Source organism: Paraburkholderia panacisoli (assembly GCF_008369935.1).
Lineage (GTDB): Bacteria > Pseudomonadota > Gammaproteobacteria > Burkholderiales > Burkholderiaceae > Paraburkholderia > Paraburkholderia panacisoli.
Window position 1 is genome coordinate 1 of record NZ_VTUZ01000048.1, and the last position, 22,098, is coordinate 22,098.

The following is a 22,098-nucleotide window of genomic DNA, read 5'->3' on the forward strand; positions in this document are numbered from 1 at the left end:
TACTTCGACCGGCTGGGGGTACCCCGACTCTCCTAACCTCAACTCCCCGAACCGCCCGGTGCGGACCCGCATGCCGGGTGGTGTGGCAGGGGTACGGCCTCATAGCCGTCCCCTATGCCGATTTTAGCGCATCGCCATCACACGTTGCGATTGCGCACGTATTCCGGCGATAGAACCGTCGGCAGCGCTTTGGGCAACGTGGCCGGCCAGTCGCGGCTGAAATGCAGGCCGCGGCTCTCACGCCGTGCGCGCGCGCCCTCGACGATCAACGACGCGACGTCGACCAGATTGCGCAGTTCGAGCAGATCGCGGCTGACCTTGAAGTTCGCGTAATACTCGTGAATTTCATCACGCAGCAGCGCCAGCCGATGCTTCGCGCGCGCGAGCCGCTTGTCGGTGCGCACGATGCCTACGTAATTCCACATCAGCCGCCGCAGCTCGTCCCAATTGTGCGCGACCACCACTTCCTCGTCGGGGTCGGAGACGCGGCTTTCGTCCCAGTCCGGCAGCGGGGCATGGACTGCCGCGCTGAAACCTTCTTCCTCGATCGCTTGCGCAGCGGAGCGGCCGATCACGAGGCATTCGAGCAGCGAGTTGCTGGCCAGCCGGTTCGCGCCGTGCAGGCCGGTGCAGGACGTCTCGCCGACGGCATACAGCCCGGCGAGGTCGGTGCGGCCCGCAAGATCGGTCACGACGCCCCCACACGTGTAGTGTGCGGCCGGCACAACCGGGATCGGCTCCTTGGTGATGTCGATGCCGAACTCCTCACAGCGAGCCAGAATCGTCGGGAAATGCTCGCGCAGAAATTCAGGCGGCTGATGGCTGATGTCGAGGTACACGCAGTCGATGCCGCGCTTCTTGATTTCGAAATCGATCGCGCGCGCGACGATATCGCGCGGCGCGAGTTCGGCGCGCTCGTCGTGATGCGGCATGAAACGCGTGCCGTCCGGCAGCTTGAGCACGCCGCCTTCACCGCGCACGGCTTCCGAGATAAGAAACGACTTGGCGTACGGGTGGAACAGGCAGGTCGGGTGGAATTGAATGAATTCCATGTTCGACACGCGGCAGCCTGCCCGCCATGCCATCGCGATGCCGTCGCCTGTCGCCGTGTCGGGGTTGGTGGTGTACAGATAAACCTTGCCGGCGCCGCCGGTGGCGAGCACCGTATGCGGCGCTTCGATCGTCACGGTGCGGCCGCTTTGCAGATCGAGCGCGTACAGGCCATGACAACGGCGGCCGGGCAAACCGAGGCGGTCGGACGTGATCAGGTCGATCGCGTAGTGATCTTCGAGCAGCGTGATGTTGGGGTGGCGGCGCACGCGCTCGCTGAGCGTGGCGACTACGGCGTGGCCGGTCGCGTCCGCGGCATGAATGATCCGGCGATGGCTATGGCCACCTTCGCGCGTCAGATGAAAGCCGAGTTCGGCAGCGTCGTCTTTGGTGAACGGAACGCCTTGTGCGATCAGCCATTCGATCGCGGCCCGGCCATGCTCGACGATGAAGCGCGTGGCAGCTTCGTCGCACAGGCCGCCGCCGGCAACCAGCGTGTCGCGCACGTGATTTTCGATGCTGTCAGCCGAATCCAGTACCGCGGCGATGCCGCCTTGCGCCCAGTCGCTCGCGCCTTCGGTCATCGATCGCTTGGCGATCACCGCAACCCGCCGGGACTCCGCAAGATTGAGCGCGACGCTCAAACCAGCCAGACCGCTACCGACAATCGCCACATCGAATTCCATTGCCTACATCTCCGTCTTTCGTTTTTGCCGTGACGGCGCGCATTTGCCCGCCGCTAAAACGAGAAAGGATACGCGTGGCAGCGGACGAGGGAAAGCTGGCTGAACGGGATAAGACTGTTTGAGAGAGAGGGGAGCGGATAAACGACGCAATCGGACGCGACAAGAGCGCGCCAAACAAAAAAGCCCCGCACGGATGCGAGGCTTTTTTTGCATGTCTTTTGCCTTCGTCAGGCAGGAACCAAGATTTACTTGATCTTGGTTTCCTTGTAGTCAACGTGCTTACGGACGACCGGATCAAATTTCTTGATCAGCATCTTTTCCGGCATGTTGCGTTTGTTCTTCGTCGTCGTGTAGAAGTGACCCGTGCCTGCGGTCGATTCCAGCTTGATCTTGTCGCGTGCGCCTTTCGCCATGATTTACTCCTTAGGCTTCACCGCGTGCGCGCAGATCTGCGAGCACAGCGTCGATACCGTTCTTGTCGATCAGGCGCAGGCCGGCGTTCGAAACGCGCAGACGCACCCAACGGTTTTCGCTTTCCACCCAAATGCGGCGGTTTTGCAGGTTCGGCAGGAACCGGCGCTTGGTTTTGTTGTTCGCGTGGGAAACGTTGTTGCCGCTCATCGGCGCTTTCCCAGTTACTTGGCATACGCGTGCCATGAGAGCACTCCTAATACGCTAATTCTGAGTTCGAACGCCGTGAAAGTTTCCCGAAAAGAGCCGCGCTTAAGTTCCTGGAACTAGAGTCGCTTGGTCCTTCCCGGAACGCCTTGATGGCTTCGGAACAGGGGGTTGGAAATAGGCAAACCGGAATTATAGCGGAAAAAAAGCCGCAAAATCAAACCTTATTTGCGACCTCGGACACGGCACGCCGTGCGTGCGCCCCTGCTTCGTACGCAATCATGGCCAGCCGGCACGCGCGAACGAGTAGACACTGTCGGCGCCGATCACCAGATGGTCGATCAGTTGCACGTCGATCAAAGCCAGCGCATCGCGCAGCGTGTGCGTCAGGCGGCAATCGCTCGCGCTCGGCTGGACGGCGCCCGAAGGGTGATTGTGCGCGACGATCAGGCTCGCGGCATTCACGCTCAGCGCGCGCCGCACGATTTCGCGTGGATACACCGCCATGCGCGTGAACGAGCCTTGGGCGCTTTCCTCGCAGCGGATCAGCCGATGCCGGGCGTCGAGAAAGAGCGACACGAAAACTTCCTGTGGACGGCCGCCGATCAGCAGCCGGAGGTAGTTTTCCACGGTTTCGGGCGAGTTCATCAGCGAGCGCTTGCGCATCTTATCGTCTAGCGAGCGGCGCGCCATTTCCATGATCGCGAGCAGCTGCGCTTTTTTCGCCGGCCCGAGGCCGCGGATGCCGTCGAAGTCCGGGTAAGTCGCGTCGAGCATCGCGCGCATTGAGCCGAATCGGTCGAGCAGCACCCGCGCGACGTCGAACACGTCGTGACCGGGCAGGCCCGAGCCCAGCACCAGCACGATCATCTCGGTGTCCGAAAGCACGCTGGGCCCGCGTTCGATCAAGCGCTCGCGCGGCATGTCGTTTTTGTGCCATTTGCCGCGCACGAGCGCTGAAGGCCCGCTGCGTGCACTTTCGCGGGCCGCGTCGACGACGCGTGCCCGCGGCCGCGGCGGCGGCGCCTGCGTGGGCGCATCGTCATGTGTGCAGGCATGATCGGTCATATAGATAGAATCCTCCGCTTCGGGTTGGTGGCGCGGGGCGGCGCCGCGGCCGTGCCGCCGTGCGCACGACTGACCCAAGCCGCCGCCCGCTATGTGGCTTACAATAGACGCTTTGCGCACGGCACCCCGATGGTCTGCCGCACGCGTGAACTGCGGCGTCAACGGCGTCTGCGGCGCACGCGTGGAGCGCGCTTCGACTGAGCGAGCATTACATGAGCATCATCGACATTTCCGAAGTGAAGCCCGGTTCACACGTGACGCTTCATTACCGGCTTTCCCTTGCCGATGGCGCCGAAGTCATCAACACTTTCAACGACAAGCCGGCCACGCTGCTGCTCGGCGCCGGTCAACTGGCGCCGCCGCTGGAAGATATTTTGCTGGGTTTGAAGGTGGGCCACCATTCGACCTTTCAGCTAACGCCGGGTCAGGCGTTCGGTCCCCGCAATCCGGAGCTGATTCAGCGCGTGTCGCTGGCCACGCTGCGGGAAAACAGCATAATCGGCGAAGATTTTTCGCCAGGTGATCTGGTCGAATTCAACGCCCCGGGCGGCGGGCGCTACGCCGGTGTGCTCAAGGAAGTCGGCGAAACGTCGGCCCTGTTCGATTTCAACCATCCGCTTGCCGGCCAGGCGCTGGCGTTTGAAGTGAAAATCATCGGGATTCTGTAAACATGAGCATCACGGATACGACTCTTGCCGAAGCCGAGATCCTGCTGGCGCAGCCGCGCGGATTTTGCGCCGGCGTCGATCGGGCGATCGAGATCGTCGAGCGGGCCATCAAGCTGCATGGTTCGCCGATCTACGTGCGCCACGAAATCGTCCATAACGCCTATGTGGTCGAAGATCTGCGCAAGAAGGGTGCGATCTTTATCGAACGGCTGGAAGAAGTGCCGGCCGGCAACACGGTCATCTTCAGCGCGCACGGCGTGTCCAAAGCGGTGCGCTCGGAAGCGGAGTCGCGCGGCCTGCGGGTGTACGACGCCACCTGTCCGCTCGTGACCAAGGTGCATATCGAAGTCGCGAAGATGCGCCAGGACGGCTTCGACATCGTGATGATCGGCCACAAGGGCCACCCGGAAGTCGAAGGAACGATGGGGCAGGCGGGCGAGGGCATGCATCTCGTCGAGGACATCGAAGACGTGCAGGCCTTGCAGCTGGCCGATCCGGAGCGGATCGCGTTCGTCACGCAAACCACGCTGTCGGTCGACGACGCGGCCGAAATCATCGGCGCGTTGAAGGCCAAGTATCCGTCCATCCGTGAGCCGAAGAAGCAGGACATCTGCTACGCCACGCAGAACCGCCAGGACGCGGTGAAATTCATGGCGCCGCAATGCGACGTCGTGATCGTGGTCGGAAGTCCGAATAGTTCGAACTCCAACCGGCTGCGCGAACTGGCCGAAAAGCTCGGCGTGCCGGCCTATATGGTAGATTCGCCCGATCAGATCGATCCGGTCTGGGTCGAGGGCAAGCGCCGCATCGGCGTGACGGCCGGCGCGTCGGCGCCGGAGGTGCTGGCGCAGGCGGTGATCGCCCGGTTGCGCGATCTCGGCGTGCGCAACGTGCGCGCGCTCGACGGCATCGAGGAAAACATCGCTTTCCCGCTGCCGCGAGGATTGGGTCTACCGGCCTGACAATCAGCTGGCCGTGTTGAAAGGAAGGCGCGCCCAAGGGCGCGCTTTTTTTACGTCCACGGCGCGGCGGGTGTCCCTCTAAATAAAGTGCCATATCATCAGAACAAGCGGATTTAAGTGGGCTCGCGCACAAAATCTTTTGAATTGTGATCCGGTTTTTTATCCTTTTTTCGGTGATGCGTCCCCATTTTTATAGCCGCTAATTAGTTGCGCCGAATTTTGACGCACTAAAATAGTGCGCAATCCTCGATATCGCGCGAAAGGTAATACTTAACGCGAAGCACGCTGTAACAAGCAATCGCGGCGATCGGCGGCAACACTTGATGCCATCGGCTTCCGCGGTGGTGCAACTGATGCACGAAAAACAGGCGCAACCAGGTTGCGCCTTTTAACGTATTTTGCGTCCAAAATAAGGTTGCAATGCAGGAAAACCCTGCCGGTTCAACAATATTGCCAGCCGCATAATTGGAGTTACAATGCGCGCGTTCTCAAGGCCTTAAGGTCCCGAACAATGGATTTTGCAAGGCGCAGGAGACCTACTTAATGCGAGTCAAATTTGCTTACGCCGTGTCGATCGCGACAGCGGTTGCGATGTTGACCGCGTGCGGCAAGAAACAGGAAGGCGAGGCGGGAGCGGGTGCATCGGCGGCTGCGGTTGCGGCGGCCCCCGCGAGTGAAGCGACTATCGTGAAGATCGGTCATGCGGCCCCTTTGACGGGCGGGATCGCGCATCTCGGTAAGGACAACGAAAACGGCGCGCGTCTGGCGGTCGAGGAAATCAATGCACAGGGTTTGACGATCGACGGCCAGAAGATCCAGTTGCAGCTCGACGCTCAAGACGATGCGGCGGACCCGAAAACGGGTACGGCGGTCGCGCAGAAGCTGGTCGACGACCACGTGGTCGCGGTGGTCGGGCATCTGAATTCGGGGGTGTCGATTCCGGCTTCGAAGATCTATAGCGATGCGGGCATCGTGCAGATCTCGCCGTCGTCGACCAATCCGGCGTACACGCAGCAGGGTTTCAAGACGACCTACCGGGTCGTCGCCACCGACGCGCAACAAGGTCCGGCGCTCGCCAATTACGCCACGAAGGCGTTGGGCGCCAAACGCATCGCGATAGTGGACGATGCAACAGCCTACGGTAAGGGGCTCGCGGACGAATTCGCGAAGACCGTCGAGGGGAGCGGAGCGAAAGTCGTCGCGCGGGAGGCGACGAACGACCGGGCCACGGATTTCCGGGCCATCCTCACAAAGATCAAGAGTGTTCAGCCGGACGTGATCATGTTCGGCGGCATGGACGCGACGGGCGGGCCGTTTACGAAGCAGGCGGCGGCGCTCGGTATCAGGGCAAAAATCCTTGGCGGCGACGGTGTGTGTACCGACAAGGTGGGTGAGCTGGCGGGAACCGCCGTGCAAAACCTGGTCTGTTCGGAAGCAGGACTCGCGCTTTCGAAAATGGACCGCGGAGCGGACTTCGAAAAGAAGTACGAGGACCGCTTCCACACGCCGGTGCAGATTTACGCACCGTTCACGTATGACGCTGTGTACGTGATTGTCGATGCAATGAAGCGCGCTAATTCGATCGAGGCGCCCAAGGTGCTGGCTGCGATGCCGTCGACCGACTACAACGGGGTAATCGGTCACATCGCGTTCGACGACAAGGGTGATTTGAAAGAGGGCGCCATTACGCTTTACGACTTCAAGGACGGCAAGAAAGCCGTTCTCGACGTCGTGAAGATGTGATGACGGGATGTTCAGCCTGACGGCACCGAACCACCCAACGGTGCCGTTTTTGCATCCGTCCAAAGGCAAGCCCGCGACCGCATCACGGTCGTAGAGCGAACCGGCGGCGGATAACCCTTACCGGTCTTTTACATCAGTACCCGCAGTGCCGTTGAGATTCCGTAGCGCATCACCGCCCACCGGCTGATGAAGAACGCGAATCCAGTTGCACGGGCTAAGGAGCATTAAATGGATATCTTCATCCAGCAGATCCTAAACGGACTGGTGCTTGGCAGCGTTTATGCCATCATCGCACTGGGCTATACGATGGTTTACGGCATCCTGGGCATCATCAACTTCGCTCACGGCGACGTGTTGATGGTCGGCGCGATGGTCGCGCTTTCCGCCATAGGCGTGCTGCAGAACCACTTCCCCGGCCTCGGCAACGTGCCGACGCTGATCATTGCGCTGATCATCGCGGCAGTGGTTTGTTCGCTGGTCGGCTACACGATCGAGCGCGTGGCCTACCGGCCGTTGCGTAAAGCGCCGCGTCTCGCGCCGCTGATCACCGCGATCGGGGTGTCGATCCTGCTGCAGACCCTCGCGATGATGATCTGGTCGCGCAACCCGCTGCCGTTCCCGCAGCTCTTGCCCACCGACCCGATCAACGTGATCAAGGCCACCGACACGACGCCGGGCGCCGTGATCTCGATGACCGAAATCGTGATCATCGTGGTGGCGTTCCTCGTGATGGGGGGGCTGCTGCTGCTCGTGCACAAGACCAGGCTCGGCCGCGCGATGCGTGCGATCGCCGAGAATCCGGGCGTCGCGAGCCTGATGGGCGTGAACCCGAACTTCGTGATTTCGGCGACCTTCATGATCGGCTCGGCGCTTGCCGCACTGGCCGGCGTGATGATCGCGTCCGAATACGGCAACGCACACTTCTACATGGGCTTCATCCCCGGCCTGAAGGCCTTTACCGCGGCGGTGCTGGGCGGTATCGGCAATCTCGGCGGCGCGATGGTGGGCGGCGTGATCCTCGGCCTGATCGAACAGCTGGGCGCGGGCTACATCGGCAACCTCACGGGTGGAGTTTTCGGCAGTAACTACCAGGACGTGTTCGCCTTCATCGTGCTGATCGTCGTGCTGGTGTTCCGTCCGTCGGGCCTGCTCGGCGAACGCGTTGCGGATCGCGCTTGATCCCGGGCCATAAGGAGTAAACAGACATGACCTCAATTCAACCGATCGAGCCGTCCACGACGCTCATCCCTGAAAAGAACCTGACGAAGACGCTGACCGTCGGCATCATCACGGCGATCTTCGTGATCGCCGCACCGATGATCATCGGCGCGGCCGGCGGCAACTACTGGGTCCGCGTGCTCGATTTCGCGATGCTGTACGTGATGCTCGCGCTGGGCCTGAACGTGGTGGTCGGCTTCGCCGGCCTGCTGGACCTGGGCTACATCGCGTTCTACGCGATCGGCGCCTACACGGCCGCGTTGCTGAGTTCGCCGCACCTCGCGTCGCAATTCGGGTGGATCGCGCATCTGGCTCCGAACGGGCTGCATGTGCCGATCTGGATCATCGTGCCGGTCGCGATGTCGTTCGCGGCGTTCTTCGGGATCGTGCTCGGTGCGCCGACCCTGCGTCTGCGCGGCGACTACCTCGCGATCGTGACCTTGGGCTTCGGGGAAATCGTGCGGATCTTCATGAACAACCTCGACCGTCCGGTGAACATCACCAACGGCCCGAAGGGGATCACGGGGATCGATCCGGTGCAGGCGGGCGGCTTCAGCCTCGCGCAGACGCACTCGCTGTTCGGCTTCCAGTTCCCGTCGGTGTACTCGTACTACTACCTGTTCGTGCTGTGCGCGCTGTTCGTGATCTGGACCTGTACGCGTCTGCAGCACTCGCGTATCGGCCGTGCATGGGCCGCCATCCGTGAAGACGAAATCGCCGCCAAGGCGATGGGCATCAACACCCGCAACGTGAAGCTGCTGGCGTTCGCGATGGGCGCGTCGTTCGGCGGTCTGTCGGGCGCGATGTTCGGCTCGTTCCAGGGCTTCGTGTCGCCGGAATCGTTCACGTTCTGGGAATCGGTGGTGGTGCTGGCGTGCGTGGTGCTCGGCGGCATGGGCCACATTCCTGGCGTGATTCTCGGCGCCGTGCTGCTCGCGGTGTTCCCGGAATTCCTGCGCTCGACGATGGGTCCGCTGCAGAACATGATCTTCGGCCACGAAATTGTCGATACCGAAGTGATCCGTCAGCTGCTCTACGGTCTCGCGATGGTCGTGATCATGCTGTATCGCTCGGAAGGCCTGTGGCCGTCGCCGAAGCATGAAGACAAGATTGCGAAACTGGCGAAGCGCAGCGGCAAGAAGCCGGTGCGCGCGTAACGAACCGACCGGGCATGGGACCCGAGTAAGCGCTAATGCGCCAACTCCGGTCGACAGCCGTGCATGGGACCGGAGTAAGCGCTGAAGCGCCAACTCCGGTCGACAGGAGAAACACATGAGCGATAACGTAAGCAACAACGTGGGCACCGGTTCGGGCAGCGAGCAGATCCGTCTGTCGGTGAAGGGCGTTAACAAGCGCTTCGGCGGCTTGCAGGCGCTGTCCGAGGTCGGCCTGCAAATCAAGGCCGGCCAGATCTACGGTCTGATCGGCCCGAACGGCGCCGGCAAGACCACCTTCTTCAACGTGATCACGGGTCTGTACACGCCGGATTCGGGCGAATTCAAGCTCGACGGCGAGAACTACACGCCGACCGCGGTGTATCAGGTGGCGAAGGCAGGCATTGCGCGCACTTTTCAGAACATTCGTCTGTTCGGTGGCATGACCGCGCTGGAGAACGTGATGGTCGGGCGCCACGTGCGCACCAAGCACGGTCTGATCGGCGCAGTGTTCCAGACGCCGGCCGAACGCAAGGAAGAACGCGAGATCAAGGAACGCGCGATCGAACTGCTGGAGTACGTCGGCATCGCGCAGTACGCGGACTACACGTCGCGCAATCTGTCCTATGGCCACCAGCGTCGTCTGGAAATCGCCCGTGCGTTGGCGACCGACCCGAAGCTGCTCGCGCTCGACGAACCGGCGGCCGGCATGAACGCGACGGAAAAGGTCGAGCTGACCAAGCTGCTCGACAAGATCCGCGCGGACGGCAGGACGATCCTGCTGATCGAGCACGACGTGAAACTGGTGATGGGTTTGTGCAACCAGATGACGGTGCTCGACTACGGCAAGGTGATTGCACAAGGTCTGCCTTCAGACGTGCAGAAGGATCCGAAGGTGATCGAAGCTTATCTGGGTGCGGGGGTCCACTAATGGCAACGGCAATGTTGAAAATCAAGGGCCTGCAGGTCAATTACGGCGGCATTCAGGCAGTCAAGGGCATCGACCTCGAAGTCGCGCAGGGCGAGCTGGTCACGCTGATCGGCGCGAACGGCGCGGGCAAGACCACGACGATGAAGGCGATCACGGGTCTGAAGCCGTACTCGGCGGGTGACATCGAGTACATGGGCCAGTCGATCAAGGGCATCCCGGCGCACGAACTGCTCAAGCGCGGTCTGGCGATGGTGCCGGAAGGGCGCGGCATCTTCGCGCGCATGTCGATCGTCGAGAACATGCAGATGGGCGCGTATCTGCGCACCGACACGGACGCCATCAAGGCGGACGTCGATCGCATGTTCGGCTTCTTCCCGCGTCTGAAGGAACGCGCGTCGCAATACGCGGGCACGCTCTCGGGCGGCGAACAGCAGATGCTGGCAATGGCGCGCGCGATCATCTCGCGTCCCAAATTGCTGCTGCTGGACGAACCGTCGATGGGCCTGTCGCCGATCATGGTCGAGAAGATCTTCGAAGTGGTGCGGGCGATCTCGGGCGAAGGCATGACCGTGCTGCTGGTCGAGCAGAACGCGCGTCTGGCGTTGCAGGCGGCGAACCGCGGCTACGTGATGGACTCGGGTCTGGTCACGATGTCCGGCGACGCGAAGCAGATGCTGGATGACCCGAAGGTGCGGGCGGCGTATCTGGGTGAATAAGCGGGTGAATGATCCACTTGAATAAGCCCGGCTGAGCCATTCTGCCGTACCGATGAAAAAAGGCCGCATGCGAGAAATCGCATGCGGCCTTTGCCATTCAGGCGTGCGACCGATCAAGCGGCCGACGTAGGATCCGCCAACGCGCCAAGCCGCTTGCCAAGACTGATCACCGCATCGGCGCGATACCCGAGCGCTTCGTAAAACGCGCGCAGATCGTCCTTCGCGGACAATATCTGCAGATTCAGCTTCGGACAGCCGCGCTCGGTCAACGCCTGCTCGACATGCGCGACGAGGCGCGTGCCGATCCCATGACGGCGCAGCGACTCATCCACCGCGAGCGAATACATCCAGCCACGGTGGCCGTCGTAGCCGCCCATCACCGTGCCGACGATACGCTCGTCGAACACCGCGACAAAGAACAGTTCCGGCTGCGTCGCCAGCTTGTTGGCGATCGACAGATGCGGGTTGCGCTGCGGCCTCGTCACATCCCGGTACTCGGGGAAGGCTTGCTGCCACAGCGCGACCACCGCATCGGTATCGCGCGCGTCGAAGCGGCGGATCGATAGCGTGGCGCCAGTCGTCATCAGCGTACTCCTGGTCGGTTATAGCGTGTCGAGAATCGAACGCAGCATCGCCATCATCTGGTCGATCTCTTCGTTCGTCACGTTCAGCGCCGGCATGAAGCGCAACAGATTCGGACGCGCCGCGTTCAGCAGCAGGCCGTCGGGCTGCATGTCGCGTGCCTTCTCGACGATCTGGGGGCCGATGTCCTTATCGAGCAGCAGTGCGCGCAGCAGGCCTTCACCGCGTTCGCCCTTGAAGCCGCGTTCCTCCGACAACTCCAGCAGCTTCGAGCGCAGATACTCGCCGCGCGCCCGCACGCCTTCGAGAAAGCCCGGCGCGGTCAGTTGCGAGATCACCGAATAGCCGACCGCGGTCATCAGCGGATTGCCGTTGTAGGTGCCGCCCTGATCGCCGGCTTCGAACACCGCGACGTCCGCCTTCGACAGCAGCGCCGCGAGCGGCACGCCGCCGCCGATGCCCTTGCCGAGCGTCATGATGTCGGGCTCGATTCCCGACAGCTGATACGCGAACAGCGTGCCCGCGCGGCCGCAGCCGCTTTGCACTTCGTCGACGATCAGCAGCAGATTGTGCTTCTTCGTTAGCTCACGCAGTTGCTGCATGAATTCGCGCGAAGCGGGAATCACGCCGCCTTCGCCCTGAATCGGTTCGAGCATCACGGCGACCGTCTTCGCAGTGATGAGCTTTTCCACCGATGCGATGTCGTTCAGATCCGCCTTCGGGAAGCCCGGCACTTGCGGTGCGTAGATCGTGTCCCAGCCCGGCTTGCCGCTGGCCGACATCGTGGCCAGCGTGCGGCCGTGGAAGCTGTGATCGAACGTGATGATTTCGAACGCGCCGTCCTTGAACTTCCTGCCCCACTTGCGCGCGAGCTTGATCGCGCCTTCGTTGGCTTCGGCGCCGCTGTTCGCAAAGAACACCTTGTCGAAGCAGCTATGTTGCGTGAGCAGGTCGGCGAGCTGCGCCATCGGTTCGTTGTAGAACGCGGGCGACGGATTGAGCAACAGCTTCGCCTGCTTGTTCAGCGCTTCGATCATGCCGTCATTGCAATGACCGAGACTGTTGACCGCCCAGCCCTGAATGAAGTCGAGATAGCGCTTGCCGTTATTGTCATAGAGCCACGAGCCCTTGCCGTGCGTGAAAACGATTTCGGGCCGGTTCGTGATGTACATCAGCGACTCGATAGGGTACTCATTGAAATTCATGTCGGCGGGCTCCAGGGAACGGGGTGAAAGCAGGTGAAAGTGAATGACGGGCAGGCCGAAGATGAAACTGCGGCCGGAAAAAACAAAAAGCCACGGCATGCCGTGGCTTTCATGATTCGAACAGCTTGCGCCCTTGTGCGGCGCGAATCCGTGACGAAGCCAGCGGCGTCCCTAAGGGAGCGGCGAGCGGCGACGTCGAAGTTCGGACTGGATGCGGTTCATGCGCGAAAGAATACGACAGGAAAAGCGATGGTGTAAACCATGAATTTGCAGCGATGCGCATGAAGGCGGATTTTTCCGCGTCCGTCTTCATGCTGACACGTTGTGCGAGAGCGGTCTTATCGACGAGTCGACAAGACCGTTTGATTGCTCAAACCGCGTTCGCCAGATCCGCTTCGCTCGTGAACGAGTCCGCGTAGAACTCGTCTTCCGGCAGGCCGTGATGCTGGGTGAAATCGCGCTGCGCCGATTCGACCATCACCGGCGCGCCGCACGCATACACCTGGTAAGCCGACAGATCGGGCAGGTCTTCGATCACCGCGCGATGTACGAAACCGATGCGGCCCGTCCATGCATCGCTTGCGTCCGGTTCGGACAGCACCGGCACGAACTTGAAGTTCGGAATCTCGCGCGCCCATTGTTCGGCCAGCTCGAGCAGATACAGATCCTTCTTGCGACGCGCGCCCCAGTACAACGTCATGGGCCGCTCCAGGTTCTTGAACACCGCCTGCTCGACGATTGCCTTCAGCGGCGCGAAGCCCGTGCCCGAAGCGAGCAGCACGATCGGCTTGTCCGAATCTTCACGCAGGAAGAACGTGCCGAGCGGTGCTTCGAAGCGCAGGATGTCGCGCTCTTTCATCGTGTTGAATACGTGATCGGTGAAGGCGCCGCCGGGCATGTGACGGATATGCAATTCGACCGGGCCTTCCGTATGCGGCGCGCTCGCCATCGAATAGCTGCGGCGCTTGCCGTCCTTCAGGATGAATTCGAGGTACTGGCCGGCCAGATATTGCAGACGTTCGTTGGCGGGCAGTTGCAGCTTCACGACGATCACGTCGTCGGCCTTGCGCTCGATCGCGTTCACGCGGCAGGGCAGCTTCTTGACCTGAACGTCGCCGACACCGGCCACTTCGCGGATGTCCACTTCGAGATCGGAGCACGCGGTCGCGCAGCACAGCAGTGCCATGCCGCGCGTCTTTTCGTCGTTCGACAAGGCCGACGACGAATGCGCGCGCTGTTCGACCTCGCCGCTCACCACCGCGCCTTTGCACGATCCGCAAGCGCCGTTCTTGCAGCCGTACGGCAGGCCGATGCCCTGACGCAAGGCGGCGCTCAGTACCGGTTCGTCCTGTTCTACCTGAAACTGCCGGCCGCTTTGCCGGAGCGTGACGTTAAATGCCATAGAAGTGTTCGAAATCGTAAAGTCGGGAATCGTTATCGGGCCCGCCGCTCAACCGCGCGCTACCTGCCGCGCTTGACGGCTACAATGCATCCACCATGAAAGCCACACGAAACTTCCGCCGGCCGCGCGTGTTGATCGTAGGATGCGGCGATGTCGGCATGCGCTGCGTGCCCTTGCTGCGGCCGCGCGCGCATATTTTCGCGCTGACCAGCCATGCCGGGCGCTGCGCCGAATTGCGCGCTGCGGGCGTGACGCCGCTGGTCGGCGATCTCGACGTGCGCCGCAGCCTGAAGCGGCTCGCGGGCCTGGCTCCTACGGTACTGCATCTCGCCCCGCCGCAGAAAACCGGCGACGACGACCGTCGTACCCGCGCGTTGCTCGCAACACTGAGCGCGCGCCGCGACGTCGCGCTGCGTGCTGCAGTGACGCCCGCAGTCTCGCTGACAGGGCGATTGCGCCGCGGGTTGCGCTCCGTTCGTGCCTCGTGGGCGCTATCTGAAACAGCCGATATTGTACCCGACGGGGTGCGCCGGCTAGCCGGTTCGCGTGCGTCCGTGCGTCTCGTGTATGCGAGCACGACGGGCGTCTACGGCGATTGCGGCGGCGCGTGGATCGACGAAACGCGCGCAACGCAACCCGCCAACGCGCGCGCCAAACGCCGCGTGTCTGCCGAGCGGCAGTTGCGGCGCGCGACCGCTCACGGGAGCGTCGCGGCGAGCATCGCGCGGATTCCGGGCATCTATGCGCGCAACCGTCTGCCGCTCGCGCGGCTCGGAAAGGGCACGCCCGCGCTGATCGACGCCGACGACGTCTACACCAATCACATTCATGCCGACGACCTCGCCGCGATCCTCGTGCGCCTTGCCACGCACGGCAAGCCGGCGCGCGCGATCCACGCGTCCGACGACTCTTCGCTGAAGATGGGGGAGTACTTCGATGCAGTGGCGGATGCGTTCGACCTGCCGCGCGCGCCGCGCATCACGCGCGCACAAGCCGAGGAGCAGATCGATCCGAGCCTGCTGTCGTTCATGCGTGAATCCAGGCGGCTGGTGAACCGGCGTCTGAAGGATGAGTTGCGCGTGCGGTTGCGGTATCCGAACGTGACGGACTTTCTGCGTGAGGCTGGCGCGAAGTGAACACACGAAGCGAAGCCGTGAAGCGACAGTGTGAAGTGATGGCGTGAAGCGAAGACGTGAGCGGACGGCGAAGGCATTGAGGGCGCTGAAAGCGTCACGGCAAGTCCGCCAAAAAGCCCGATAAAAGCCATGCACGAGTCAAGCCAGACCTCGACACGCACACGATCAAAATCCGACAAAAGCTCACCACGCCAGGCATCGCCCGGCGCAATCCCATCACGCGTCGCGCTCGCGCGCCCCTCGCCGGCTCAGGTCAGCGTGGGCAAAAATTCCAGCAGCACGAAGCACAGAATCCCGCCAATCAAAGCGCCGATCAGGTTCGGATGATATTTGTGCCGCAGCCGCATCACGATCAGCAGTCCGGCGACCAGCAGCAGTGCGAGACATGTGAAAGCAATCGTCACCTGCGACATCGCGATAGTGCCGTCGATATGCATGGCGCCCCTCCTTGTAGCCTTTTGTAGTCGTTTGTTTAGACGAGTATAGGGCGACGTGTAAGGAAGAGCATGCTGCGGCGCAGCGCCTGAACGCACGCTTTGTGCCGGTTATCCGTCAGGGCGCCGGCTTTCCCTGCCGGATCAAGACCTTGAGAATAGCTAGCGGTTTACCCGCTCCGTAAAGAACCGAGGTCGGATTCGTCGAGCCATTGCCATGCGCCGGGCGCAAGCGTCGCAGGCAACGCGAGTCCGCCGATCCGCTCGCGATGCAGCGCCTCGCAACGGTTGCCGGCCGCCGCGATCATCCGCTTGACCTGGTGATACTTGCCTTCCATCACGGTGAGCGCGAGTGAGTGAGCGTCGCGTGCTTCGGCGTCGACCGCGGCGATCGGCTTCGTCTCGCCGTGCAGCAAAACGCCGCCGCGCAGCGCGCTCAATTGCGCGTCGTCGAGCGGGTGACGCGTGGTCGCGACATACAGCTTCGGCACCTTGCGTTTCGGCGATGTGAACAGGTGCACGAACTTGCCGTCGTCGGAGAGCAGCAGCAGGCCGGTCGTGTCCTGGTCGAGACGGCCCACGCATTGCACGCCGCGCTCGGCGAACTGCGGCGGCAACAGGCTGAACACGCTCGGATGATGTTGCGGCTCGCGCGAACACTCGTAGCCGGCGGGCTTGTTCAGCAGCAGATACGCATGTTCGCGATACGGCCAGACGACCCCGTCCACGCTGAAGTGCAGGCTGTCGCCGTGGGTCGGGAAATCGGCGTCGACGTCGGTGCAGACAGTGCCGCCGATGCTCACGCGAGCGTCGGCGATCAGCGCACGGCATTGACGGCGCGAGCCGAAACCTTGGGTGAAGAGGATGCTTTCGAGATTCATGGCGAGCGAAGAATAACACCGCAAGAACCGGAGCGCCGCGCGGCGCGGGACGGACGACGATGGTCTCCCCAAGTCCAGCCGCAGGAGTTCATTCATGCATGCCCGGTCCTCGTCATCGTCCGCGCTTCGTTTGCCGGACGCGTTCCAGCGGCTCGCCTGGTCGAATCTGGCTGCGCAATCCGCCGAGCAGATCAGCCTCGCCGCCGCGCCGCTCGTCGCGGTGTTCGCGCTCGGCGCCGATGCGCACGGCACCGGCCTGTTGCAAACCGCGCAGACGCTGCCGTTCCTATTGCTGTCGATGCCGCTCGGCGTATGGGCGGACCGCCGTTCGCGCCGCATGCTGATGACGCTTGCCGAAAGCGTGCGCGTGTTCGCGATGCTGTGCGTGCTGCTGCTCGTGATGACGCATGCGTTGAGTCTGCCGCTGCTCGCCGCGCTAGGCTTCATCGCGGCGACCGGGACGGTGGCCTACAACGTCGCGGCGCCTTCGCTGGTGCCGTCGATCGTGCCGCGCGAAGCCTATGCGAGCGCGAACGGCCGGCTCGAACTCGCGCGCAGTGTCGCGTATTCGGCGGGGCCGGCGCTGGGCGGGTTGCTGGTCGGCTGGATCGGCGCGGGCTGGGCCTATGGTTGCGCGGCGGCGTTGTCGGCGCTGGCCGTCACGTTGCTGGCCGGGCTGCGCGAACCGCCGCGCGCCGCCGCGCCTACGCGTCACTTCATGCTGGAACTGCGCGACGGCACGCGCTTCGTGCTACGCGACGCACTGCTGCGGCCGATGCTCGCCACCGCCGTGTTCTTCAACCTCGGCTTCTTTATCCTGCAAGCGGTGTACGTGCCGTATGCGGTGCATCGGTTGGGGCTGAGCGCGTCGGCGGTCGGCGTGACGCTCGGCGCTTACGGCGTCGGCATGGTGTGCGGCGCGCTGGCCGCGCCCGCCATCGCGCGACGCCTCGCGTTCGGCCGCATGCTGATCATCGGGCCGTCGTGCGGTTTGCTCGCATCGCTCGTGATGGTGGCGACGCTCGTTGCGCCGTCGTTCTGGCTCGCGACGGCGAGTTTCTTCCTGCTCGGAGCCGGCCCGATTCTGTGGGTGGTCGGCTCCACCACGCTGCGCCAGGCGATCACGCCCGCACGGATGATGGGCCGCGTGTCTGCGCTCATCAGCACCGCCACCTACGGCGCGCGGCCAGTCGGCGCGCTGCTCGGCGCGCTGCTCAGTGCGCGCTGGAACGTCGACGCGTGCCTGGTCGCGGCGGCGGCGGCTTTTCTCGTGCAGGCGCTGATCATCTTCATGTCGCCGGCGGCGCGGCTCGCGCGCATACCCGAGCCCGACGCCGCTGCCTGCTGACGTGAAAACGCATTTTCATCGCGCGGCGTCAGGGGCGGTAGAGCGGGCGCTTTCGCCCCCAGCGCGGATCGGTGAAAACCCTCGAAAATGAAAATGAATTTTTTTCTAAAGGATTTTCATGTAAATATACTTTCATGAATTCCGACATCAATCGACGCCCCAATCCGCTCGCATGATCCATCATCCGCCCGCAGCATCCAGTCCCGCCGAGCAAGCCATTGCCGCGCGCATCGCCGCGGCCATGCCGACGCTGACGCCGATTCACCAGCGCATGGGCGACTACGTGCTGGCCAATCTGTTTCGCGCGGCGACCATGCGGATCGATGAACTGGCGAGTGTGGTCGGCGCGTCGGTGGCGACGGCGAATCGCTTCGCCCGCGCGCTCGGTTTCGACGGCTATCCGCAGTTTCGCGAGGCGTTGGTGCGCGGCTTCGAGGCGACGCTCGCGCCGGTCGAGCGCTTGCGCAGCGCGCAGGAATCGCTCGCGGCCGGCGACGCTCTGGTCGACGCGTCGCTCGAGCAGGCCGCCAACAATCTGCACGCCACGCGCACGGCCATCGACCGCGCCGCCGCCGACGCCGCTGTCGAAGCGATCATCGCCGCGCGCCGCGTGTTCGTGCTCGGCTATGGCGCGAGCGCGTTTCTCGCCGGCCTGATGGAACACGGCCTGATGCCGTATCACGACAACGTGCAGTCGCTCGCGCTGATCGGCGGCCCGTCGCATGCGGCGCGGCGCCTGTTCGCTTCGAACGAACGCGATCTGGTGATCGGCATCGCGTTTCCGCGCTATGTCGAAGACACGATCGAACTCGCGCGCCGCGCAGCCAGCCGGGGCGCCCGCGTGTTGGCGCTGACCGATGGCCCGCGCTCGCCGCTCGCGCAATTCGCGAATCTCTCGCTCTTTATTCGCGCCGACCGGCGTCTCGCGGCGAACGCCGATTCGGCCGTGCTCGCAGTGATCGAAGCGCTGTGCGACGCGGTCGCGTATCGCGCCAAACGCTCAGTGAAGGCGGCCGCCGACGTCAGCGAATTCGTGCTGCCGTGGCTCGTCGAACCGCAGGGCGACGCGGCCCATGCAGCGGGCGACGCGCCGCGCGCCACCCGTCGCACTCCCCGAACCACCCGCACTACCAAAACCAAACGATGAACTCCAACGCAGTCATTGCCATTCATGGCGGGGCAGGGACGATCCTGCGCGCGTCGATGTCGGCCAGCGCCGAGACCGAATACCACGCGGCCTTGCACGCGGTATTGAGCGCCGGCCAGCGCGTGCTCGCCGACGGCGGCAGCGCGCTCGACGCGGTCAGCGAAGCGGTGCGTCTGCTCGAAGACTGCCCGCTCTTCAACGCGGGACGCGGCGCGGTGTACACGGCAGCCGGCACCCACGAACTCGACGCGGCCATCATGGACGGCAGCACCCTCGAAGCCGGCGCGATCTGCTGCGTGAAGCGCGTGCGCAACCCGATTCTGGCCGCGCGCCGCGTGCTCGAAGGCAGCGAGCACGTGCTGTTCACCGGCGAGGGCGCGGAGGCGTTCGCGGCCGCGCAAGGGCTCGAATTGGTCGAGCCTGCCTACTTCGATACCGAAGCGCGTCATCGCCAGTGGCTGCTCGCGCGCGGTCAGCAGCGCGCAATGCTCGATCACGACGGCGCGACGCTCGCCGCCGCATCGTCATCGAATCACGACGACGAACCCACGCCGCACGAGCCGATCGATCCGAACCGCAAGTTCGGCACCGTCGGCGCGGTCGCACTGGATCGGCATGGTCACGTGGCGGCGGCGACGTCGACCGGCGGCGTCACCAACAAGCAGGTCGGCCGGGTCGGCGACACGCCGCTGATCGGCGCGGGCTGTTACGCCGACGACGCGACCTGCGCGGTATCGACCACCGGCTCCGGCGAGATGTTCATGCGCATGGTCGCGGCCTACGACGTCGCCGCGCAAATGGCGTACCGCAACGTCTCGCTGGAAGAAGCGGCTCACGACGTCGTGATGAACCGCTTGCCGAAGATCGACGGACGCGGCGGCCTGATCGCCGTCGATGCGCGCGGCAATGTCACGCTGCCATTCAATACCGAAGGCATGTATCGCGGATTCGCGCGGCTCAGCGAAGCGCCGGTGACGGCGATCTATCGCTAGACCGCTTGCCTGCAGAGCCTGAACCTTCGCCCGACTCCACGTTAGCCGTGTTCGAATTTAAAGGAACCACCGTGCCGACTTCTTCGCACACCGCCCGCCCGCTTATCGAAACCTTGCCGCCGCAACGCGTGCTCGCGGTCGACGACCTTTCGGTCGCGTTCCGCCGCGGCGGCTCGACCTTCAACGCGGTGCGCAATCTGTCGCTGACGGTCGAGCGCGGCGAGACGCTGGCGATCGTCGGCGAATCCGGCTCGGGCAAATCGGTGACATCGCTCGCGTTGATGCGGCTGATCGAGCACGGCGGCGGGCGCGTGGCCGGCGGCAGCATCGCATTCCGGCGCCGCGACGGCAGCGTGCTCGATCTCGCGAAGGCGTCGGCCGGCACGATGCGCGCGATTCGCGGCGCCGACATCGCGATGATCTTCCAGGAGCCGATGACATCGCTCAATCCGGTCTTCACGGTCGGCGACCAGATCAGCGAAGCGATCGCGCTGCATCAGGGCAAGAGCCGCCAGGCCGCGCATGCCGAAACGCTTCGCTTGCTCGAACTCGTTCGGATTCCTGAAGCACGGCGCGTGGCGGCGCGCTTTCCGCATCAGTTGTCGGGCGGCATGCGCCAGCGGGTGATGATCGCGATGGCGTTGTCGTGCAAGCCCGCACTGCTGATCGCCGACGAGCCGACCACCGCGCTCGACGTGACGATTCAGGCGCAGATCCTGCAACTGATTCGCGGCCTGCAGGACGAGATGAACATGGGCGTGATCTTCATCACGCACGACATGGGCGTAGTCGCCGAAGTGGCCGATCGCGTGCTGGTGATGTATCGCGGCGAGAAGGTCGAAGAGGGCGCATCGGACGCGCTGTTTGCCGCGCCGTCGCATCCATATACGAAAGCGTTACTCGCTGCCGTGCCGCGCCTTGGCGCGATGCACGGCACCGATCAGCCCGCGCGTTTTCCGATTCTGACCGTCGAACAGGCCAGTCTGGGCAGCAGCGATCAATCCGTGCGCCCCGCCGCCGCTGTGGCCAGGGAAACGCAGCCGCTGGTGCAGCAAAGCACGCCGCCGATTCTGCGCGTGCGCGATCTGGTCACGCGCTTTCCGGTCCGAAGCGGCCTGTTCGGCCGGGTCACGGGCCGCGTGCATGCGGTCGAAAAAGTCAGCTTTGATTTGCGCCCCGGCGAAACGCTCGCGCTGGTCGGCGAGTCGGGTTGCGGCAAGTCGACCACCGGGCGCTCGCTGTTGCGTCTCGTGGAAAGTCAAAGCGGCGCGATCGAATTCGACGGCAAGGAAATCAGTTCGCTGACCGGGCCCGCGTTGCAGGCCCTGCGGCGCGACATCCAGTTCATTTTCCAGGACCCGTTCGCGTCGCTGAATCCGCGTCTGACGGTCGGCTTCTCGATCATGGAGCCGCTGCTCGTGCACGGCGTCGCGCAAGGCGCGCAGGCTCAGGCGCGGGTCGCATGGCTGCTCGAAAAAGTCGGCTTGCCGGCCGAGGCCGCGCGCCGCTATCCGCACGAATTCTCCGGCGGGCAGCGTCAGCGCATCGCGATTGCGCGCGCGCTCGCGTTGAACCCTAAAGTCGTGATCGCCGACGAATCCGTGTCCGCGCTCGACGTGTCGGTGCAGGCGCAGATCGTCAATCTGATGCTCGATCTGCAACGTGAACTCGGCGTCGCGTATCTGTTCATTTCGCACGACATGGCCGTGGTCGAGCGTGTCAGTCATCGCGTCGCGGTGATGTATCTCGGCCAGATCGTCGAGATCGGTCCGCGCCGCGCGGTGTTCGAAGCGCCGCAGCATCCGTACACGCGCAAGCTGATGGGGGCGGTGCCGGTGGCCGATCCGGCTCGCCGTCACGCGAAGCGCATGCTCGCCGCCGACGACATTCCGAGCCCGATCCGCGCGCTCGACGACGAGCCCATCGTCGCGCCGCTCGTGGCGGTGGGACCGGATCATTTCGTCGCGCAGCATCGGGTCGGCGGCGCTTACTGACGCGACGACGCGAAGCGATCAATGAAGCAAAAAACCGAAGCAATAAACCGAAGCAAGTAAGCGAAGCAAGTAAGCGAAGCAAGTCAGCGCAGCAAAAGACCGAAGCCCAACCCAAAGCAAAGCGATTCCTCTCGCAACCTCAACCTGTTTCATCTCGCAGCCT

Annotated in this window: 22 protein-coding genes; 12 read left to right on the plus strand and 10 right to left on the minus strand. The window is 63.5% G+C overall.

Features of this window, described 5'->3' with window-relative positions; translation table 11 throughout:
• Positions 1-137: 137 nt before the first annotated feature.
• The 4 genes from nadB to radC form a co-directional block, all read right to left on the minus strand.
• Entirely contained in the window at positions 138-1,736 is a 1,599-nt protein-coding gene (gene nadB / locus FVF58_RS41370) for an L-aspartate oxidase (RefSeq protein WP_149675419.1), read from the minus strand.
• 245 nt (positions 1,737-1,981) lie between these two features.
• A complete protein-coding gene (gene rpmG, locus FVF58_RS41375) occupies positions 1,982-2,149 on the minus strand; it encodes a 50S ribosomal protein L33 (RefSeq protein WP_006050116.1) in 168 nt (55 codons plus the stop codon).
• Positions 2,150-2,159: 10 nt separating this feature from the next.
• Positions 2,160-2,393 (minus strand): 50S ribosomal protein L28, encoded by a 234-nt coding sequence (rpmB, locus tag FVF58_RS41380; RefSeq protein ID WP_007180631.1) that lies wholly within the window; start codon positions 2,391-2,393, stop codon positions 2,160-2,162.
• A 240-nt stretch (positions 2,394-2,633) separates the two neighbouring features.
• Positions 2,634-3,422, minus strand: a complete 789-nt coding sequence (gene radC / locus FVF58_RS41385) for a RadC family protein (protein WP_149675420.1) — start codon at positions 3,420-3,422, stop codon at positions 2,634-2,636.
• 212 nt (positions 3,423-3,634) lie between these two features.
• Here radC and FVF58_RS41390 point away from each other — a divergent pair, with 212 nt between their 5' ends.
• The 7 genes from FVF58_RS41390 (at position 3,635) to FVF58_RS41420 (ending at position 10,814) form a co-directional block, all read left to right on the plus strand.
• Positions 3,635-4,090, plus strand: coding sequence for an FKBP-type peptidyl-prolyl cis-trans isomerase (locus FVF58_RS41390; protein WP_149675421.1), 456 nt, complete (start codon positions 3,635-3,637; stop codon positions 4,088-4,090).
• A 2-nt stretch (positions 4,091-4,092) separates the two neighbouring features.
• Positions 4,093-5,052 carry a 4-hydroxy-3-methylbut-2-enyl diphosphate reductase gene (gene ispH, locus FVF58_RS41395; protein ID WP_149675422.1) on the plus strand — a complete coding sequence of 320 codons (960 nt, stop codon included), beginning with the start codon at positions 4,093-4,095 and terminating at the stop codon, positions 5,050-5,052.
• Between the two features lie 543 nt (positions 5,053-5,595).
• Complete coding sequence (locus FVF58_RS41400; RefSeq protein ID WP_149675423.1) at positions 5,596-6,795, plus strand: branched-chain amino acid ABC transporter substrate-binding protein; 1,200 nt, start codon at positions 5,596-5,598, stop codon at positions 6,793-6,795.
• A 228-nt stretch (positions 6,796-7,023) separates the two neighbouring features.
• Positions 7,024-7,974, plus strand: a complete 951-nt coding sequence (locus FVF58_RS41405) for a branched-chain amino acid ABC transporter permease (protein ID WP_149675424.1) — start codon at positions 7,024-7,026, stop codon at positions 7,972-7,974.
• Between the two features lie 26 nt (positions 7,975-8,000).
• Positions 8,001-9,170, plus strand: a complete 1,170-nt coding sequence (locus tag FVF58_RS41410; protein ID WP_149675425.1) for an ABC transporter permease subunit — start codon at positions 8,001-8,003, stop codon at positions 9,168-9,170.
• A 115-nt stretch (positions 9,171-9,285) separates the two neighbouring features.
• Complete coding sequence (locus FVF58_RS41415; RefSeq protein ID WP_149675426.1) at positions 9,286-10,098, plus strand: ABC transporter ATP-binding protein; 813 nt, start codon at positions 9,286-9,288, stop codon at positions 10,096-10,098.
• Positions 10,098-10,814, plus strand: a complete 717-nt coding sequence (locus FVF58_RS41420; protein WP_149675427.1) for an ABC transporter ATP-binding protein — start codon at positions 10,098-10,100, stop codon at positions 10,812-10,814. The genes FVF58_RS41415 and FVF58_RS41420 overlap by 1 nt, the downstream gene beginning before the upstream one ends.
• Before the next feature lie 113 nt (positions 10,815-10,927).
• Here the strand turns inward: FVF58_RS41420 and FVF58_RS41425 are convergent, their stop codons facing one another.
• From FVF58_RS41425 to FVF58_RS41440, 4 genes are all read right to left on the minus strand, one after another.
• Positions 10,928-11,398 (minus strand): GNAT family acetyltransferase, encoded by a 471-nt coding sequence (locus tag FVF58_RS41425; RefSeq protein WP_149675428.1) that lies wholly within the window; start codon positions 11,396-11,398, stop codon positions 10,928-10,930.
• Between the two features lie 18 nt (positions 11,399-11,416).
• Positions 11,417-12,601, minus strand: a complete 1,185-nt coding sequence (locus FVF58_RS41430) for an acetylornithine transaminase (RefSeq protein WP_149675429.1) — start codon at positions 12,599-12,601, stop codon at positions 11,417-11,419.
• A gap of 109 nt (positions 12,602-12,710) precedes the next feature.
• Complete coding sequence (locus tag FVF58_RS41435) at positions 12,711-12,914, minus strand: hypothetical protein (RefSeq protein ID WP_149675430.1); 204 nt, start codon at positions 12,912-12,914, stop codon at positions 12,711-12,713.
• Positions 12,915-12,971: 57 nt separating this feature from the next.
• The gene (locus FVF58_RS41440) at positions 12,972-14,003 is read right to left on the minus strand and encodes a CDP-6-deoxy-delta-3,4-glucoseen reductase (RefSeq protein ID WP_149675431.1); all 1,032 of its coding nucleotides are present in this window, start codon (positions 14,001-14,003) and stop codon (positions 12,972-12,974) included.
• Positions 14,004-14,098: 95 nt separating this feature from the next.
• Between FVF58_RS41440 and FVF58_RS41445 the strand changes: the two genes are divergently transcribed.
• The gene (locus tag FVF58_RS41445; RefSeq protein WP_149675432.1) at positions 14,099-15,139 is read left to right on the plus strand and encodes a Rossmann-fold NAD(P)-binding domain-containing protein; all 1,041 of its coding nucleotides are present in this window, start codon (positions 14,099-14,101) and stop codon (positions 15,137-15,139) included.
• 248 nt (positions 15,140-15,387) lie between these two features.
• Here the strand turns inward: FVF58_RS41445 and FVF58_RS41450 are convergent, their stop codons facing one another.
• A complete protein-coding gene (locus tag FVF58_RS41450; protein ID WP_149675433.1) occupies positions 15,388-15,576 on the minus strand; it encodes a hypothetical protein in 189 nt (62 codons plus the stop codon).
• 167 nt (positions 15,577-15,743) lie between these two features.
• The gene (locus tag FVF58_RS41455; protein ID WP_149675434.1) at positions 15,744-16,454 is read right to left on the minus strand and encodes a pseudouridine synthase; all 711 of its coding nucleotides are present in this window, start codon (positions 16,452-16,454) and stop codon (positions 15,744-15,746) included.
• Between the two features lie 94 nt (positions 16,455-16,548).
• Here FVF58_RS41455 and FVF58_RS41460 point away from each other — a divergent pair, with 94 nt between their 5' ends.
• The 4 genes from FVF58_RS41460 (at position 16,549) to FVF58_RS41475 (ending at position 21,935) form a co-directional block, all read left to right on the plus strand.
• Complete coding sequence (locus FVF58_RS41460) at positions 16,549-17,802, plus strand: MFS transporter (RefSeq protein WP_149675435.1); 1,254 nt, start codon at positions 16,549-16,551, stop codon at positions 17,800-17,802.
• Positions 17,803-17,974: 172 nt separating this feature from the next.
• Positions 17,975-18,949 carry a MurR/RpiR family transcriptional regulator gene (locus tag FVF58_RS41465; RefSeq protein ID WP_149675436.1) on the plus strand — a complete coding sequence of 325 codons (975 nt, stop codon included), beginning with the start codon at positions 17,975-17,977 and terminating at the stop codon, positions 18,947-18,949.
• Positions 18,946-19,941, plus strand: coding sequence for an isoaspartyl peptidase/L-asparaginase family protein (locus FVF58_RS41470; protein ID WP_149675437.1), 996 nt, complete (start codon positions 18,946-18,948; stop codon positions 19,939-19,941). Before FVF58_RS41465 ends, FVF58_RS41470 begins: the two co-directional genes overlap by 4 nt.
• A 71-nt stretch (positions 19,942-20,012) precedes the next feature.
• Positions 20,013-21,935 carry a dipeptide ABC transporter ATP-binding protein gene (locus FVF58_RS41475; RefSeq protein WP_149675438.1) on the plus strand — a complete coding sequence of 641 codons (1,923 nt, stop codon included), beginning with the start codon at positions 20,013-20,015 and terminating at the stop codon, positions 21,933-21,935.
• Positions 21,936-22,098: the final 163 nt, after the last annotated feature.

Coding starts and splice junctions, on each gene's coding strand:
- nadB (WP_149675419.1), bottom strand. CDS start 1,736: ATGGAATTCGATGTGGCGATTGTCGGTAGCGGTCTGGCTGGTTTGAGC.
- rpmG (WP_006050116.1), bottom strand. CDS start 2,149: ATGGCGAAAGGCGCACGCGACAAGATCAAGCTGGAATCGACCGCAGGC.
- rpmB (WP_007180631.1), bottom strand. CDS start 2,393: ATGGCACGCGTATGCCAAGTAACTGGGAAAGCGCCGATGAGCGGCAAC.
- radC (WP_149675420.1), bottom strand. CDS start 3,422: ATGACCGATCATGCCTGCACACATGACGATGCGCCCACGCAGGCGCCG.
- FVF58_RS41390 (WP_149675421.1), top strand. CDS start 3,635: ATGAGCATCATCGACATTTCCGAAGTGAAGCCCGGTTCACACGTGACG.
- ispH (WP_149675422.1), top strand. CDS start 4,093: ATGAGCATCACGGATACGACTCTTGCCGAAGCCGAGATCCTGCTGGCG.
- FVF58_RS41400 (WP_149675423.1), top strand. CDS start 5,596: ATGCGAGTCAAATTTGCTTACGCCGTGTCGATCGCGACAGCGGTTGCG.
- FVF58_RS41405 (WP_149675424.1), top strand. CDS start 7,024: ATGGATATCTTCATCCAGCAGATCCTAAACGGACTGGTGCTTGGCAGC.
- FVF58_RS41410 (WP_149675425.1), top strand. CDS start 8,001: ATGACCTCAATTCAACCGATCGAGCCGTCCACGACGCTCATCCCTGAA.
- FVF58_RS41415 (WP_149675426.1), top strand. CDS start 9,286: ATGAGCGATAACGTAAGCAACAACGTGGGCACCGGTTCGGGCAGCGAG.
- FVF58_RS41420 (WP_149675427.1), top strand. CDS start 10,098: ATGGCAACGGCAATGTTGAAAATCAAGGGCCTGCAGGTCAATTACGGC.
- FVF58_RS41425 (WP_149675428.1), bottom strand. CDS start 11,398: ATGACGACTGGCGCCACGCTATCGATCCGCCGCTTCGACGCGCGCGAT.
- FVF58_RS41430 (WP_149675429.1), bottom strand. CDS start 12,601: ATGAATTTCAATGAGTACCCTATCGAGTCGCTGATGTACATCACGAAC.
- FVF58_RS41435 (WP_149675430.1), bottom strand. CDS start 12,914: ATGAAGACGGACGCGGAAAAATCCGCCTTCATGCGCATCGCTGCAAAT.
- FVF58_RS41440 (WP_149675431.1), bottom strand. CDS start 14,003: ATGGCATTTAACGTCACGCTCCGGCAAAGCGGCCGGCAGTTTCAGGTA.
- FVF58_RS41445 (WP_149675432.1), top strand. CDS start 14,099: ATGAAAGCCACACGAAACTTCCGCCGGCCGCGCGTGTTGATCGTAGGA.
- FVF58_RS41450 (WP_149675433.1), bottom strand. CDS start 15,576: ATGCATATCGACGGCACTATCGCGATGTCGCAGGTGACGATTGCTTTC.
- FVF58_RS41455 (WP_149675434.1), bottom strand. CDS start 16,454: ATGAATCTCGAAAGCATCCTCTTCACCCAAGGTTTCGGCTCGCGCCGT.
- FVF58_RS41460 (WP_149675435.1), top strand. CDS start 16,549: ATGCATGCCCGGTCCTCGTCATCGTCCGCGCTTCGTTTGCCGGACGCG.
- FVF58_RS41465 (WP_149675436.1), top strand. CDS start 17,975: ATGATCCATCATCCGCCCGCAGCATCCAGTCCCGCCGAGCAAGCCATT.
- FVF58_RS41470 (WP_149675437.1), top strand. CDS start 18,946: ATGAACTCCAACGCAGTCATTGCCATTCATGGCGGGGCAGGGACGATC.